Origin of the sequence: Rhizobium sullae (assembly GCF_025200715.1) — a bacterium.
In the GTDB taxonomy this organism is placed as follows: domain Bacteria; phylum Pseudomonadota; class Alphaproteobacteria; order Rhizobiales; family Rhizobiaceae; genus Rhizobium; species Rhizobium sullae.
In genome coordinates this window covers 3055916-3071309 of record NZ_CP104143.1, presented here as the reverse complement: position 1 = coordinate 3071309, position 15394 = coordinate 3055916, and the positions used below count along the sequence as shown (strand labels likewise).

Sequence of the window (15394 nt, the reverse complement as noted above, 5' to 3'; positions counted from 1 at the left end):
AGAGGGAAGACTGTCATGGACAACACAACCACTGAAAAACGCCCCTTCAACCTGTCGCGTTGGGCTATCGGCCATCCGAGTATCGCGCGCTTCCTCTTCGGCTTGATCATCGTCACTGGTGCGCTCGGACTGATGCGCATGGGCCAGAAGGAAGATCCGGACTTCACCTTCCGTGTCATGGTTGTGCAGGCCCTATGGCCGGGCGCATCCATCCAGGAAATGGAGGATCAGGTCGTCAACAAGATCGAGCGCAAGCTGCAGGAGACCCCACATCTCGATTTCGTTCGCTCCTACACCCGTGCCGGCAGCGCGATCATCACGCTGCAGGTCCAGGGTGATACCAACGCCGCGGAAGTGGCGGACGCCTTCTATCAGGTGCGCAAGAAGGTCGGCGATATTTCGAACGAACTGCCCGAAGGCCTGCTTGGGCCTTATTTCAATGACGAATTCGGCGATACCTTCATCACGCTTCATTCAATCAGCGGCGACGGCTACTCCTATCCGGAACTGAAGAAATTCGCGATTCAGGCGCGCGACATGCTGCTTTCGACGCCGGGCGTCGAGAAGGCCGTCATCATCGGCGACCAGCCAGAAAAGATTTATATCGACGTTTCGTCCAAGGCGCTTGCCGAACGGGGGCTAACAATCCTCGACTTGCAGAATGCCATCAAGGGCCAGAACAATGTCGATCCCGCAGGATCCGTCGATACCGGCCTGCATTCGGTGCGCATTTCCGTCGAAGGCGATGTAAAGAAGGTCGAGGATATCCGCGAACTGCGCCTGCGCTCCGGAAATCAGGTGACGCGTCTCGGCGATATCGCCACCGTCACCTCCGGTCTCGAAGACCCCTATCAGCGCAAGTACCGCTTCAACGGGCACGAAAGCGTGCAGGTTGGCGTGGTTATGGCCAAGGGCTTCAAGGTCACGGATGTCGGCAAGGCCATCGAGGCGACCTACCAGCGCTTCGATGAATCTCTGCCCTATGGCGTTTCCGTCGACCAGATTTCCAACCAGCCGGATGTGGTGACGGACGCCATCAGTGAATTCATGCATGCGCTTGGCGAAGCATTGATCATCGTGCTGATCGTCTCGTTCCTGTCGATCGGCTGGCGGTCTGGCCTTGTCATCGCGATCGCGATTCCGCTCGTGCTGGCTGCTACTTTCGCCATCATGTACGAAATAGGCATCGACCTGCAGCGCATCTCGCTCGGCGCACTCATCATTGCGCTTGGGCTCTTGGTCGACGATGCGATGATCGTCGTCGAGATGATGGAACGAAAACTGGAAGAGGGCCTGGTGAAGATCGAAGCCGCGAGCTTCGCCTATTCCTCGACCGCCTTCCCGATGCTGACCGGCACGCTGATCACCACGGCGGGCTTCATTCCCGTCGGCTTTGCGGAGTCGACGGCCGGCGAATATGTGCGCTCGCTCTTCTACGTGGTCGGCATCGCGCTCGTCGTCTCTTGGTTCGTGGCGGTCTATTTCACGCCGTGGCTCGGTTACATGATCCTCAAGCAACGCAAGCACGCTGGCGAGCATCATGATGTCTTCGATACGCGCTTTTATCGCCGCCTGCGGACCACCGTCGCCTGGGCCGTGCGCCATCGCATCATCGTGCTGGCCGCCACGCTCTTCACCTTCGCCACGAGCCTCTGGGCCTTCCAGTTCATTCCGCAGAACTTCTTCCCGCAGTCCTCGCGCCCCGAGATCCTCGTCGATCTCTGGTTGCCGGAAGGCACCAGCATCAAGGAAGTCGAGACGCAGGCAAAGGCGCTCGAAGCCAAGATGATGGATGACAAGGACAAGAAGTTCGTCGCCACCTATATCGGTGAGGGCGCGCCGCGCTTCTTCCTGCCGCTCGACCAGCAGCTTCGCAATCCGAACTTCGCGCAGCTCCTGATCATCGCCAATGACGAGCCTGCCCGCGAGCGGCTGATCGTCAAGCTGCGCGGCATCCTTGCGGAAGATTTTCCGTCCATTCGCAGCAAGGTCGACCGTCTCTTCCTTGGTCCACCGACGGGCTGGCCCGTGCAGATGCGCGTCATGGGGCCGGATCGCCAGGAGGTTCGCCATATCGCCGATCAGGTGAAGGCGAAGTTTGCAGAGAATCCGCAGCTCGGCGCCGTCCACGACGACTGGCTGGAGCCGGTGCCGGCCATGAAGCTGGTGATCGATCAGGATCGCGCCCGCGCTCTTGGCGTTACCTCGCAGCGTGTCCGTCAGACGCTGGAGGCGGCGATGTCCGGCCAGCCGCTTGACGACTTCCGCGACGGCGAAGAGACGGTCTCGATCGTCGCCCGCGAGCCGGATTCCAGCCGTTCGCTGCTATCGGCTGTCAATTCGGTCTATGTCCCGACAGACTTCGGCGGCTCCGTTCCGGTCGCGCAGGTCGCCAAGGTGGTCCCGGCTATGGAACAAGGCGTTGAATGGCGCCGTGACCGTCTGCCGACGATCACGGTTCGCGGAACGCTGCCGGACGGCATTCAGCCGAACGACGTGGCGATGAAGATGTATGCCGATATTCAGGGCCTGCGCGACAGCCTGCCTGCCGGCTACAAGATCGAAATCCAAGGCGGTGCGGAAGATGCTGCCGAAAGCCAGGCCTCGATCGCAGCCAAGGCGCCGATCATGCTCGTCGTCATTGTTCTGCTCTTGATGGCGCAGCTGCAGCACTTCGGCAAGGCGATGCTGGTGCTGGCCACCGGCCCGCTCGGCATCATCGGTGCTGCTGCGGCGCTCCTCATCAGTGGTGCACCCTTCGGCTTCGTCGCGATCCTAGGCGTTATCGCGCTGCTCGGCATTATCATCCGCAACTCGATCATCCTCGTCGATCAGATCGACCAGGACATCAAGGCGGGCATGCACCGGCAGGAGGCGATCGTGGGTGCGGCCGTGCGCCGTTTCCGGCCGATCATGCTGACGGCGATGACGGCGGTCCTGGCCCTCATCCCGATCTCCCGCGGCGTCTTCTGGGGTCCGCTCGCCTACGCGATGATGGGCGGCATTCTGGTCGCGACCGTGCTGACCATTCTCGTGCTGCCCGCCGGCTATGCCCTCTTCTTCGGCCGCGAGCCGAAGGCGACGGACGCCGAGGCCGAATTTGCCAATGCCAACCAGGAAGAGGCGGAAGACCATCATCCGCCGGCATTGGCGGCAGAGTGAAAATGGCGCGGTGAAAGCCGCGCCATTTTCATCTTTTTGATCAGCCCCCAAAACGCTCTTACGCCGCTTCCGCTTTCAAGCCCAGGAGAGCTGCGCCGATGAGGCCCGGCTCTAAACGGCATTCGCTGCGCACGATCAGCGGCCGGTCGAACTTGCGTAGCGTGCGGCTTCTCACTGCCTTGTCGAGTTCGGCAAGCAGCGGCTCGACATTGGAAAGTCCGCCACCAACTGGCACGATGGTCGCGCCGGTGATATTGATTGTGAGCGCCAGGGGTGAGGCGACGAGATCGGTATAGACGTCGATCGTGCGCGTTGCGTCTTCCTCACCCCGTTGCCATTGCGCGATGATCTCCTCGCTCGTGAAGTCAAGGTTGTGCAATGTCTTGTGAAGCCGCTCCAGGCCGCGGGCGCCGCCGACGGTATCGACACAGCCGTTCTGGCCGCAGCCACAGCGAAAGGCTGGGATTTTCACAGGAGGATTACCGGCTTCGGAGGCGAGGATCGGGCCGTGACCCCATTCGCCAGCAAAACCGCCCGATGCATTGACGAGCCGGCCATCGGAAACAAGCCCGCCGCCGACGCCGGTGCCGAGGATCGCGCCAAAAACAATGCGGTGGCCTCGTCCAGCGCCGAGCTCGGCTTCTGCCATGGCAAAGCAATCGGCGTCGTTGGCAATCAGTACCGGAAGACCAAGTTCGGCCTCCAGATCAGCCGCAAGGCTGCGGTTGTGAATGCAGGGAATGTTAGCGCAGGTCAGCCGCTGTGTGTCGGGATCGACAACACCGGCAATCGAGAAGGAAAGGCGCGAGGGCGTTTCACCGGTTTCGGCGATGATGCTGCGGATCGTCTCGGCGAAAGCGGCGAAATCATCTTTCGGCGTCGGGCGGCGGCCAAGCGGGACGATGTCCGTCTCAGAATGCGCGATGCCGCCCTTGATTGCCGAACCGCCGATATCGAATGAGATGATCATGTTATCCGCCGTCTCGAAAGTTTCCGCGTCTGCTCGCACCCTTCGGGCGGATTTGCAAGTCCTGTGCCGGCAGGTTCACCTTGCTTCAGAGGGTCAAGCGAAGGGTGCCGGCGAAAAATAGTCATGTAATGGCCGTGATCCAGAACTGGCACGGCCATGATGGCGGCGCATTCGACAGAGAAGATTCACACTGGGATGGTATCAGTCGCAAGCCGACGAGCCGGGATGCAATGACAATCGAGGGAATGGAGAGATCACGCAGGCATTTTGTCAGGGGTCCACGCCCAAAGGGGCGGCGGCTTTCTGCTATCCTGAGGCAGCTTGCGGGTGATAGAAGCCGTGAGCGCATTTCAATCGGCGATCTTTTCGAGGTGATGGGAGACCGCGCGACCGGCGCGCTGATGCTGGTCTTTGCCATTCCCAATCTGGTGCCGACGCCGCCGGGAACCTCCTCAATCCTCGGCGCGCCGCTGCTCTTTCTGGCCTCGCAGCTGACATTCGGGCTGAAGCCATGGTTGCCGAAGGTAATCGCCGGCCGCTCGATGAGGCGCGAGGATTTCGAAGTGATCGTCTCGCGCATCCACCGTTGGCTCGCCTTTGCCGAACGCATGCTGCAGCCGAGGCTTTCCTTCCTCGTAGAGCCGCCTGCCGAATATCTTGCGGGCTTTCTCTGCCTGGTGCTTGCGATCATCCTCACGCTGCCCATCCCGCTCGGCAATATCCTACCGGCCTTCGCCATCTGCCTGTTTTCTTTCGGCATATTGGGCAGGGACGGTCTCTTTTCGCTGTTCGGAATGATCATGGCCGGGATTTCGCTGACAGTAGTCGGCGGCGTGAGCTACGGCCTTATCAAGGCTGCGATCTTCTTCGTCACAAATTGGTTCGCCTGAGCGAATTTTCGCCCACGCGACCGTTGCATTTTCTCAATGCACTCGACTTTTGCTCAATTTTGTTCTGATCTGGCGCTGCGCAGACTCAGAGAACATTCATACACGCGGTAGACCTCAATGGCGAAAAGAACCGAGACATCGGGACGGCTGGACGACGCAGCGCGTGCAGGTTGGCTCTATTACGTGGCTGGCCGTACGCAGGACGAGATCGCCTCTGCGATGGGTATCTCGCGGCAATCGGCGCAGCGGCTGGTGTCGCTGGCCGTCGCCGAAAAACTCATCAAAGTGCGGCTCGATCATCCGATTGCTGCCTGCCTTGAGCTTGCCAACCAGCTGCGGAAGAAATTCGACCTCAAGCATGTCGAGATCGTGCCGAGCGATCCGGGGTCTTCATCGAGGACAGTCGGCATCGCCGAAGCGGCGTCAGCCGAGATTGAGCGCTGGCTCAAGCGGCCGGATCCGATCGTGCTCGCCGTTGGAACCGGCCGGACGCTGAAAGCCGCCGTCGACCAGCTTCCGATGATTGAATGTCCGAACCATCGCATCGTTTCGCTGACGGGCAATATCACCCCGGACGGTTCGGCCGCCTATTACAATGTCATCTTCAGCATGGCGGATGCGGTGAAGGCGAGGCACTTCCCGATGCCGCTGCCAGTGCTCGTCACCTCGGCGGAGGAGCGCGAATTGCTCCATGGCCAGCAACTCGTGCGCTACACGCTTGCGATAAGTGCCCAAGCCGATGTGACCTTCGTGGGTATCGGCGAACTGGGCATCGACGGCCCGCTTTGCGTCGACGGCTTCCTGGAGAAGGACGAGATGATGGAGCTGATGCGCGAGGGCGCGATCGGCGAAATCTGTGGCTGGATTTTCGACGGGGAGGGCAGGCTTCTCGATAATCCGATCAACGAACGCGTCGCGTCGGCTTCGATTCCTTCACGCGAAACCTCGACAGTCATAGGAATCGCCAAGGGCAAGCGCAAATTTAAGGCGATAAGAGCCGCAATCGTTGGCCGTCAGATCAATAGTCTGATCACTGATGAAGAGACAGCTGAGTTTTTGCTCAGTATTTGAGCAAAAATTATACTGTTTTGAATCAACAGGATAACCAGTCATTTCGCTATCGCAGCAACGATTTCAATTGACATTCCGTACCCAGTGGTGAGTAATTGCCCATGAGCAAAGCGAATGCTCATACCCATCTTCTGGGAGGAAGATATGACATTGAGAACTATTCTGCTGGGCGCCTGCTCAGCATTGGCGTTTGCCGGCATGGCTTCGGCTGAAACGCTGACGATCGCGACCGTGAACAACGGCGACATGATCCGGATGCAGAAGCTGACGGATGACTTCAAGGCAAAGAATCCCGACATCGACCTTGAATGGGTTACCCTCGAAGAGAACGTTCTGCGCCAGAAGGTCACGACCGACATCGCGACCAAGGGCGGCCAATACGACGTTCTGACGATCGGCACTTATGAAGTTCCGATCTGGGCAAAGCAGAACTGGCTCTTGCCGCTCGACAACCTCGGCGCCGAATACGATGCCGACGACCTGCTGCCGGCAATCCGCAGCGGCCTGACCGTAGACGGGAAGCTCTATGCTGCGCCATTCTACGGCGAAAGCTCGATGGTCATGTACCGCAAGGATCTGTTCGATACCGCCGGCCTGAAGATGCCCGACGCGCCGACCTGGGATTTCATCGCTGACGCTGCGAAGAAGATCACCGACAAGGACAAGGGAATCTACGGCATCTGCCTGCGTGGCAAGGCCGGCTGGGGAGAAAACATGGCCTTCCTGACGGCGATGTCGAACTCGTTCGGCGCCCGCTGGTTTGATGAGAGCTGGAAACCCCAGTTCGACCAGCCGGAGTGGAAGGACACGCTGAGCTTCTACGTCGACTTGATGAAGGAAGCCGGCCCTCCCGGCGCTTCGTCGAACGGCTTCAACGAAAACCTGGCGCTCTTCCAGACCGGCAAGTGCGGCATGTGGATCGACGCTACCGTCGCGGCTTCCTTCGTCAGCAACCCGAAGGAGTCAAAGGTCGCCGACAAGGTCGGCTTCGCACTGGCCCCGGACAAGGGGCTCGGCAAGCGCGGCAACTGGTTGTGGGCCTGGAGCCTCGCTATCCCGGCGAGTTCGCAGAAGGTCGAAGCGGCCGAGAAGTTCGTCGCCTGGGCAACGGGCAAGGACTACTCCAAGCTCGTCGCCGAGAAGGAAGGCTGGTTGAACGCCCCTCCCGGTACGCGTACCTCTCTGTATGAGAACGCGGAATACCAGAAGACCGCACCCTTTGCGAAGATGACGCTGGACTCGATCAACGCCGCTGACCCGACCAAGCCGACCGTCAAGCCGGTCCCCTATGTCGGCGTTCAGTTTGTGGCGATCCCGGAGTTCCAGGGCATCGGTACGGCCGTCGGCCAGCAGTTCTCGGCCGCTCTCGCCGGCCAGCTCTCGGTCGAACAGGCCCTGCAGAGCGCGCAGCAACTGACGACCCGCGAAATGACCAAGGCTGGATACATCAAATAACAACCTCCTGAGACGGTGGGATTGTTGACCTCCCGCCCCTCTGGGCCGCCGAATGCCCGAATTGCATCGGCGGCCCCTTTTTTCCTAGCTGCCCTGCAGCCGCGTGCCCCTCGAAACAGGATCGGTCATCGCCATGGCAACGTTACACACCCGCTCCGCAGCGCGAATGATGATCGCACCGTCCGTCGTGCTTCTCTTCGCTTGGATGATCGTCCCGCTTGTGATGACGATCTACTTCTCGCTGCTGAACTACAATCTTCTCAGCCCGGGAATGGAGAGCTTCGTTGGCTTTCTGAACTACAGCTACTTCCTGTCCGATCCGGCCTTTTTCGCGGCGCTCACCAATACGCTGCTCCTGGTGCTCGGCGTGCTGATCATCACGGTGGTCGGCGGTATCGCCTTCGCCTTGCTGCTCGACCAGGACATTTATGGCCAGGGCATTGTGCGCATCCTGGTGATTGCGCCTTTCTTCGTGATGCCGACGGTCGCAGCGCTCGTCTGGAAGAACATGTTCATGAACCCGGTCAACGGGCTCTTCGCGCATCTTGCGAAGGCGCTCGGCCTGCAGCCCTATGACTGGCTGGCAAACGCGCCGCTCTTCTCGATCATTCTGATCGTTGCCTGGCAGTGGCTGCCGTTTGCGACGCTGATCCTGCTCACGTCTCTGCAGTCTCTGGACGAGGAGCAGAAGGAGGCTGCGGAAATGGACGGCGCTGGCGCGATATCCAGATTCATCTATATCATTCTGCCGCATATGGCGCGCGCCATCACGGTCGTGATCCTGATCCAAACGATCTTCCTGCTCTCGGTTTTTGCCGAAATCCTGGTCACCACCAACGGCGGCCCGGGTACGCAAAGCACGAACCTGACCTACCTCGTCTATGCGCAGGCGCTTCTGCAATTCGATATCGGCGGTGCCTCGGCGGGCGGTATCATTGCCGTCATCCTCGCAAACATCGTCGCGATCTTCCTTGTCCGCCTTGTCGGCAAGAATCTGGAGGCTTGAGATGGCTAGAAAAGTCACCACTCAACGCAAGATCATCATGACGGCGATCGCCTGGACGCTCGCGATCCTGATTTTCTTCCCGATCCTTTGGACGTTTCTCACGAGCTTCAAGTCGGAAGCCGACGCCATTGCTTCGCCGCCGCAGTTCCTGTTCTTCCACTGGACGACGGAAAGCTATGCAGAGGTGCAGAGCCGGTCGAACTATCTCGGCCACTTCATGAATTCGGTGATCATCTCCTTCGGCTCGACGCTGATCGGTCTCATCATCGCGATCCCGGCCGCCTGGGCCATGGCGTTTGCGCCGACCAAGCGGACCAAGGACGTGCTGATGTGGATGCTGTCGACAAAGATGATGCCGCCGGTCGGCGCGCTGATCCCGATCTACCTGATGTTCCGCAATTCCGGGCTGCTCGACAGCCGGTTGGGGCTGGTGATCGTGCTGATGCTGATCAACCTGCCGATCATCGTCTGGATGCTCTACACCTACTTCAAGGAAATCCCCGGCGAGATCCTCGAGGCGGCGCGCATGGACGGCGCGTCGCTCGCCAAGGAAATCATCTACGTGCTGACGCCGATGGCGGTGCCGGGCATTGCCTCGACGCTACTCCTCAACATCATCCTGGCCTGGAACGAAGCCTTCTGGACATTGAATCTCAGCGCCTCGAAAGCCGCGCCGCTGACAGCATTCATCGCCTCCTACTCCAGCCCCGAAGGTCTGTTCTACGCCAAGCTTTCCGCAGCATCGACGATGGCAATCGCGCCGATCCTGATCCTCGGCTGGTTCTCACAAAAGCAACTCGTCCGCGGCCTGACCTTCGGCGCGGTGAAATAAGACATCAGGGAGAGAAACATGGGCAGCATTACCCTTCAGAGCGTTTCGAAGGTCTTCGGCGAAGCCAAGGTCATCCCTTCGATCGATCTCGAAATCAAGGACGGCGAATTCGTCGTCTTCGTCGGCCCTTCGGGTTGCGGCAAGTCCACGCTGCTCAGGCTGATCGCCGGGCTGGAGGACGTTTCCGGCGGCAAGATCGTCATCGACGGCAAGGACGCGACCGAAAAGGCGCCATCCGAGCGCGGACTTGCGATGGTGTTCCAATCCTATGCGCTTTATCCGCATATGAGCGTGCGCAACAATATTGCCTTCCCGCTGAAGATGGCGGGCATGGACAAGGCCGAGATCGACAGGAAGGTAACCGACGCCGCACGCGTTCTGAACCTCACTGACTATCTGGAGCGGAGACCACGGCAGCTTTCCGGCGGCCAGCGGCAGCGCGTTGCGATCGGCCGCGCCATCGTGCGCCAGCCGTCGGCCTTTCTCTTTGACGAGCCGCTGTCGAACCTCGATGCCGCACTTCGCGTCAACATGCGCCTGGAAATCAGTGAACTGCACCAGCAACTGAAGACAACGATGGTCTACGTCACCCACGACCAGGTGGAAGCCATGACCATGGCCGACAAGATCGTCGTGTTGAACCGCGGCAACATCGAGCAGGTTGGCTCGCCGCTCGAGCTCTACAAGAGCCCGCGCAATCTTTTCGTTGCCGGCTTCATCGGCTCGCCGAAGATGAATTTCATCACCGGTCAGAATGCGGCGGCGCTGAATGCCCACGCGATCGGCCTGCGTCCTGAGCATGTGCTGCTTTCGATGGACAGCGGTGACTGGAAGGGCAGGGTTATCGTCGCCGAGCATCTCGGCTCCGACACGTTCCTGCATATCGATGTCGAAGGCATCGGCTCGGTCACTGCACGCGGTGGCGGCGATTTCGCGGCGAAGGCCGGGGACGTCGTCCATCTGACGCCGGACAAGGCGCGCATCCACAAATTCAACGAGGGCGGCCTCGCCATCTGAGGCGACGGCCGGGCGGGGTGGGAATGCAGACCGGGCAAGGCGCCCGGTTTGCCGAAAGCAGGGCGGCTGGATACGCTCCGCAAGGCCTCAAGAGGACTGAAACATGACGTGCAAACTATCGCTGGCAACGCTTTCCGATGCGGCTAAAACGGCCACCATCCCGGCTTATGACAGAGCGTCGCTCAAGCCTGGCATCGTGCACTTCGGCGTTGGCAATTTCCACCGCGCGCACCAGGCCATCTATCTCGACGACCTTTTCAACGAGGGCCAGAATCACGACTGGGCCATCATCGGCGCAGGCGTGCTCCCTTCCGACGCCGCGATGCGCGAGAAGCTTGCTGCGCAGGACTTTCTGACAACGGTCGTGGAGCAGGATAACAACAAGACGGCGGCGCGTGTGACCGGTCCGATGGTCGGTATCCTGCCGGTCGGCGATTCCGGAGCCATCATCGCCAAGCTCTCCGATCCTGCAATCCGCATCGTCTCGCTGACGATCACCGAGGGCGGATATTTCATCGACGCGGCGGGAAAGTTCAATCCGGCGCATCCGGCGATTGCTGCGGACGGACAGAACCCGTCCGAGCCAAAAACCGTTTTCGGCCTGATCGTTGCCGGTCTCAAGGCGCGCGAGGAGAAGGGCATCGTGCCCTTCACCGTTATGTCCTGCGACAACATTCCGCATAACGGTGCCGTCACCAGAAACGCCGTCTTGGGTACGGCGGAGCTCTCCGATCCGGCGTTTGCCGTGTGGATCAAGGCCAATGTCGCCTTCCCGAATGCCATGGTCGATCGCATTACGCCGGCAACCGGGCAGCGCGAGATTGATCTGTTGAAGGACACGTTCGGAATCGAGGACAACTGGCCGGTCTATTGCGAAGAGTTCAAGCAGTGGGTGCTGGAAGACAAATTCACCGCCGGACGGCCGGCGCTTGAAAAGGTCGGCGTCACCTTCGTTCCAGATGTCACGCCTTACGAGCATATGAAGATCCGCATCCTGAACGGCGGCCATGCGGCGATCGCCTATCCGGCGGCGCTCATGGACATTCATTTCGTGCATGATGCGATGGAAGAGCCGCTGATCCGCGCCTTTCTCGCCACGCTCGAAAACGACGAGATCATCCCGATCGTGCCGCCCGTGCCGAACACCTCGCTCAAGGATTATTTCGCGCTTATCGAGCGCCGTCTTCTCAACCCGAAGATCGCCGACACGATCCCGCGTCTGGCGCAGGACGGATCGAACCGTCAGCCGAAATTCATCCTGCCCTCGACGCTCGACAATCTGCGCCAGGGCAAAGACGTCGTCGGCCTTTCGCTGGTTTCGGCTCTCTGGTGCCGCTATTTCGCGGGCACGACCGATAGCGGCAAAAAGATCGCCTTCAATGATGCCAGTGCCGACCGCCTCCATGCGGCCGCGCTGAAGGCAAAGGACGATCCGATGGCATTCCTTGCCTTCGAAGATATTTTCGGCGAAGTGTCGCAATCCGAGGTATTCCGCAAGCGTTTCGCGCATGCCTTGAAAACCCTGTGGGAAAAGGGCACCCGCGCGACCTTGCAGCTCTATCTCGACGGCAAGCTTGCAGTGTAGGAAATCAGGATGGCGGCAAATCCTGCCGCCATCGATCCGGCGTTATGCATGGGGGGCGCAACGACAATGCATCCGATCCGAACTCTGGTTGGTCGTTCATGACTGATGCTGAAATACGCCTGGTGATTTTCGATTGCGACGGAGTTCTCGTCGATAGCGAGCCGATTTCCGTAAGCGTGCTCGTCGGGGCGATGAACGACCTCGGCATCCCCATCACCGAGGAAGAGGTCTATGGACGATTCCTCGGCAAGAGCCTCGCTACCGTCATCGAAACGATGAAGAGCGAATACGAGGTGCATGCCGGCGAGGAGTTTCTCGAGCGCATCCGCACCAATCTTTATGCGCGGTTCAGGAAGGAACTGAGGCCGATCGAAGGCATAGGTGCGACGATCGACGCGCTCGCCATTCCCTGCTGCGTCGCCTCGTCGAGCCAAGTCGAGCGTATCAGGCTGTCGCTCACGGTCACCGGCCTTATCGACAAGCTGCCGAACATCTTCAGCGCCTCGATGGTGAAGAATGGCAAGCCGGCGCCCGATCTCTTCCTGCATGCGGCGCGCGAAATGCGTGTCGATCCGAAGAACTGCGTCGTAATCGAAGACAGCCCTGCGGGCATCGAGGCGGCCAAGGCTGCAGGCATGACAGTCTTTGCCTTTACCGGCGGCTCACATGCCAATTTTGCGGGCTATCGTGCCGAACTCGACCGACTTACGCCGGAACTCGTGTTTGACGCGATGCCGGATTTGATACACCTTATCCAGAAACAAAAGCTGGACGGGACTCACCCTTGATGCATGATCATGTGGTTGCGGTGGATGTCGGCACCGGCAGCGCGCGTGCTGGCGTGTTCGACGCCTGCGGACGCCTGCTCGGCAAAGGCGAACATCCGATCATCATGAACAGGCCACGTGAAAACCATGCCGAACATGATTCCGAAAACATCTGGTCCGCGGTCTGCATCGCCGTTCGCAAGGCGATGGGACAATCGGGCGCAGCTCCCGTGTCCGTCGGCGCGATCGGCTTCGACGGCACATGCTCGCTCGTCGTCCGCGATGTCGATGGCGGGCAGATCAGCGTCTCGACCGGCGGCGAGAGACGCTTCGACACCATGGTCTGGCTCGACCACAGGGCGCTGAACGAGGCGGATTTCTGCACGGCCACCGAACATGCGGTTCTCGATCATTCCGGGCATTTCATGTCGCCAGAGATGGAGATGCCAAAGCTGATGTGGTTGAAGAAAAAACTGCCCGGCACATGGATGAACGCCGGCTATTTCTTCGACCTTGCCGACTTCATGACATGGAAAGCGACGGGCTCATTTGCCCGTTCGCGCAGCACGCTGACGGCGAAGTGGAACTATCTGGCGCACAAGGAAAAGGGCTGGCAAAGAGATTTTCTGGCGCAGATCGGTTTGGAAGACCTGCAGGAACGCGGCCGTCTGCCCGATGAGACAGTGCCGGTCGGTGCGAGCGTCGGCACCTTGACCCAGGAGGCTGCATCGGCTCTCGGGCTGACGACGGATTGCCATGTTTCGGCGGGCCTGATCGACGCCTATGCGGGCGCGCTTGGCGCGCTTGCCGGCTATGCGGCCGACCCAGCGCAGCTTGAGCGTCATCTGGCGCTTATCGCAGGAACCTCGAGCTGCATCATTTCGTTCTCCCGCGATCGCAAGCCAAGTCACGGTATGTGGGGACCTTACTATGAGGTCGTCTTTCAGGATTCGTGGCTCGTTGAAGCCGGCCAATCGGCGACTGGCGCGTTGCTCGATCATATTGTGCGCATGCATGCCGCCGGCGGCGAGCCGACCGCCGCATTGCATCAGAAGATTGTGTCCCGCATTGCGCAGTTGCGTTCCGAAGAAGGCGATACACTCGGTTCGCGCATCTTCGTGCTACCGGATTTCCATGGCAACCGGTCGCCGCTTGCCGATCCGCACGCGGTCGGCACCATCAGCGGGTTGACGCTCGATACGTCATTCGACGGGCTTTGCGCACTCTACTGGCGTACGGCCGTCGGCATTGCGCTCGGCATCCGGCATATTCTCGAAAAGATGAAGGAATATGGCTACGCGCCGGACACGCTGCATGTTGCTGGCGGGCATGTGAAGAACCCCGTGCTGATGGAACTTTATTCGGATGCTACGGGCTGCAGGGTCGTCGTGCCGAAGATGAATGAGGCTGTGCTGCTGGGAACTGCGATCGGGGCTTCTGTTGCCTGCGGCTTACATAAGGATCTCATGGCGGCCGGGGCGGCAATGTATCCCGGGGGTGACGAGCGTGCGCCGGACGTGACAAAGCGAGCTCTGTATGATCGCGAATACCGGCGGTTTCTAGCGATGTATCGCCATCGCGCCGAGCTGGAAGCGATAAGCTAGCGATTGCCGCTTTCTCCGAGAATGGTGCCGAATTCCGACATTCGCCGCCGACGTTCGAACGCCTCTTCGCCCGCAGCGGCAATGACGGATTCCGACAGACAGTCAAGAAGAGCGATCAGCGGGGGAAGATTGTCCTCATCGGGCGAGCGGGTAGGCGGAAGCGCCAGCATGATGTTGGATTGATCGGGCAGCCAGTCGCTGTTTTCCGTCGTGATCAGCACGACCTTGTAGCCATAACGCCGCGCCGTTCGCGCCAACAGACGCGCTTTGCCGAAGCGTCGACAATCGATGATGATCAGGAGGGCACCCTCGCCGCTCGGGCGGGCGAAGAGTTCGGCGAAGCGGTTTGTCGAACCGTCCAGTGCGTGGACGCCATCGCGGGACCGTGTCAGCCGGTGGGCGAAATGCGTCGCGAAGCCCGCGAGCCGTACATGCGTTGCAATGAAAACTTCGCGCGCCGTGCCGATCATCGCTACGGCTTCGGCCCAGTGCGTCTGTGCCGTCAGATGATAGATGTAGTGCAGCGCCTGAATCTGCTCGGTGACGAGCAATGCAAGCGGCTTTCCTTCCGAGGCATCGGTCTGCAACTCGCTGAGCGAATTTTGAAGCTGGACTGGAGAGGTGACGGCGGTTTCGCGGAAATGAATTTTGACGCTGTCGAGTCCTTGATAGCCGAGCGCGCGCAGAAAACGGCCTACCGTCATCGGGCTTAGATCGAGGCGGTCGGCCACCGAAGCTGCGGTCTCAAAAGGAAGGTCGTTCAGGTGCTCGGTAAAATATTTCGCGATCCTGCGTTCGGCCGGAGTGCCTGACTTCACATAGTGTCTGAGCTTCTGGACAAAGTCTTCCACATCAGCCTCCTGACTTCCCAGAGGCATTTCGCGGATGCGCTATTGGCGAGACTTGCCGTTGCAACTATTTCCGGAAGCTGCGTCCCAGGCTCAAGTTTATATCGAATACTATAGACTATATATTAGTGTGTTATTTTAGACAAGTTTTCCATTGTTGCATGTAATTTTATTTCGACTTGCCGTC

Annotated in this window: 12 protein-coding genes; 10 read left to right on the top strand and 2 right to left on the bottom strand. The window is 59.8% G+C overall.

Translation table 11 applies throughout. The features are described 5' to 3' along the window. Nucleotides 1-15 precede the first annotated feature (15 nt). Complete coding sequence (locus N2599_RS15495; protein WP_027507899.1) at nucleotides 16-3162, top strand: efflux RND transporter permease subunit; 3147 nt, start codon at nucleotides 16-18, stop codon at nucleotides 3160-3162. A 58-nt stretch (nucleotides 3163-3220) separates the two neighbouring features. Here the strand turns inward: N2599_RS15495 and N2599_RS15490 are convergent, their stop codons facing one another. Continuing rightward, nucleotides 3221-4132 (bottom strand): ROK family protein, encoded by a 912-nt coding sequence (locus tag N2599_RS15490; RefSeq protein WP_027507900.1) that lies wholly within the window; start codon nucleotides 4130-4132, stop codon nucleotides 3221-3223. Between the two features lie 311 nt (nucleotides 4133-4443). On the opposite strand from N2599_RS15490, the gene N2599_RS15485 reads away from it, so the two are divergent. From N2599_RS15485 to N2599_RS15445, 9 genes are all read left to right on the top strand, one after another. Then, nucleotides 4444-5022, top strand: coding sequence for an exopolysaccharide biosynthesis protein (locus N2599_RS15485; RefSeq protein ID WP_027507901.1), 579 nt, complete (start codon nucleotides 4444-4446; stop codon nucleotides 5020-5022). Between the two features lie 117 nt (nucleotides 5023-5139). Continuing rightward, nucleotides 5140-6093 (top strand): sugar-binding transcriptional regulator, encoded by a 954-nt coding sequence (locus N2599_RS15480; protein ID WP_027507902.1) that lies wholly within the window; start codon nucleotides 5140-5142, stop codon nucleotides 6091-6093. A gap of 144 nt (nucleotides 6094-6237) precedes the next feature. Then, entirely contained in the window at nucleotides 6238-7548 is a 1311-nt protein-coding gene (locus N2599_RS15475) for an ABC transporter substrate-binding protein (protein WP_027507903.1), read from the top strand. A 133-nt stretch (nucleotides 7549-7681) separates the two neighbouring features. Further along, nucleotides 7682-8554, top strand: coding sequence for a carbohydrate ABC transporter permease (locus N2599_RS15470; RefSeq protein ID WP_027507904.1), 873 nt, complete (start codon nucleotides 7682-7684; stop codon nucleotides 8552-8554). Nucleotide 8555: 1 nt separating this feature from the next. Beyond that, complete coding sequence (locus N2599_RS15465) at nucleotides 8556-9386, top strand: carbohydrate ABC transporter permease (RefSeq protein ID WP_027507905.1); 831 nt, start codon at nucleotides 8556-8558, stop codon at nucleotides 9384-9386. 18 nt (nucleotides 9387-9404) lie between these two features. Continuing rightward, on the top strand, nucleotides 9405-10403 hold the full coding sequence (locus N2599_RS15460) for an ABC transporter ATP-binding protein (RefSeq protein WP_027507906.1): 999 nt from the start codon (nucleotides 9405-9407) through the stop codon (nucleotides 10401-10403). Between the two features lie 103 nt (nucleotides 10404-10506). Next, a complete protein-coding gene (locus tag N2599_RS15455) occupies nucleotides 10507-11988 on the top strand; it encodes a mannitol dehydrogenase family protein (protein ID WP_027507907.1) in 1482 nt (493 codons plus the stop codon). Nucleotides 11989-12086: 98 nt separating this feature from the next. Continuing rightward, nucleotides 12087-12776, top strand: a complete 690-nt coding sequence (locus N2599_RS15450; protein ID WP_027507908.1) for an HAD family hydrolase — start codon at nucleotides 12087-12089, stop codon at nucleotides 12774-12776. Next, nucleotides 12776-14359: an FGGY-family carbohydrate kinase gene (locus N2599_RS15445; protein WP_027507909.1), complete on the top strand. Its 1584-nt coding sequence runs from the start codon at nucleotides 12776-12778 to the stop codon at nucleotides 14357-14359. The genes N2599_RS15450 and N2599_RS15445 overlap by 1 nt, the downstream gene beginning before the upstream one ends. Here N2599_RS15445 and N2599_RS15440 read toward each other — a convergent pair. After that, a complete protein-coding gene (locus tag N2599_RS15440) occupies nucleotides 14356-15210 on the bottom strand; it encodes a MurR/RpiR family transcriptional regulator (protein ID WP_027507910.1) in 855 nt (284 codons plus the stop codon). The genes N2599_RS15445 and N2599_RS15440 overlap by 4 nt on opposite strands. Nucleotides 15211-15394: the final 184 nt, after the last annotated feature.

Excerpts from the sequence above, each read along its gene's own strand:
- N2599_RS15465 (WP_027507905.1), top strand. The coding sequence starts at position 8,556 with ATGGCTAGAAAAGTCACCACTCAACGCAAGATCATCATGACGGCGATC.
- N2599_RS15475 (WP_027507903.1), top strand. The coding sequence starts at position 6,238 with ATGACATTGAGAACTATTCTGCTGGGCGCCTGCTCAGCATTGGCGTTT.
- N2599_RS15445 (WP_027507909.1), top strand. The coding sequence starts at position 12,776 with ATGCATGATCATGTGGTTGCGGTGGATGTCGGCACCGGCAGCGCGCGT.
- N2599_RS15480 (WP_027507902.1), top strand. The coding sequence starts at position 5,140 with ATGGCGAAAAGAACCGAGACATCGGGACGGCTGGACGACGCAGCGCGT.
- N2599_RS15495 (WP_027507899.1), top strand. The coding sequence starts at position 16 with ATGGACAACACAACCACTGAAAAACGCCCCTTCAACCTGTCGCGTTGG.
- N2599_RS15490 (WP_027507900.1), bottom strand. The coding sequence starts at position 4,132 with ATGATCATCTCATTCGATATCGGCGGTTCGGCAATCAAGGGCGGCATC.
- N2599_RS15455 (WP_027507907.1), top strand. The coding sequence starts at position 10,507 with ATGACGTGCAAACTATCGCTGGCAACGCTTTCCGATGCGGCTAAAACG.
- N2599_RS15450 (WP_027507908.1), top strand. The coding sequence starts at position 12,087 with ATGACTGATGCTGAAATACGCCTGGTGATTTTCGATTGCGACGGAGTT.
- N2599_RS15460 (WP_027507906.1), top strand. The coding sequence starts at position 9,405 with ATGGGCAGCATTACCCTTCAGAGCGTTTCGAAGGTCTTCGGCGAAGCC.
- N2599_RS15470 (WP_027507904.1), top strand. The coding sequence starts at position 7,682 with ATGGCAACGTTACACACCCGCTCCGCAGCGCGAATGATGATCGCACCG.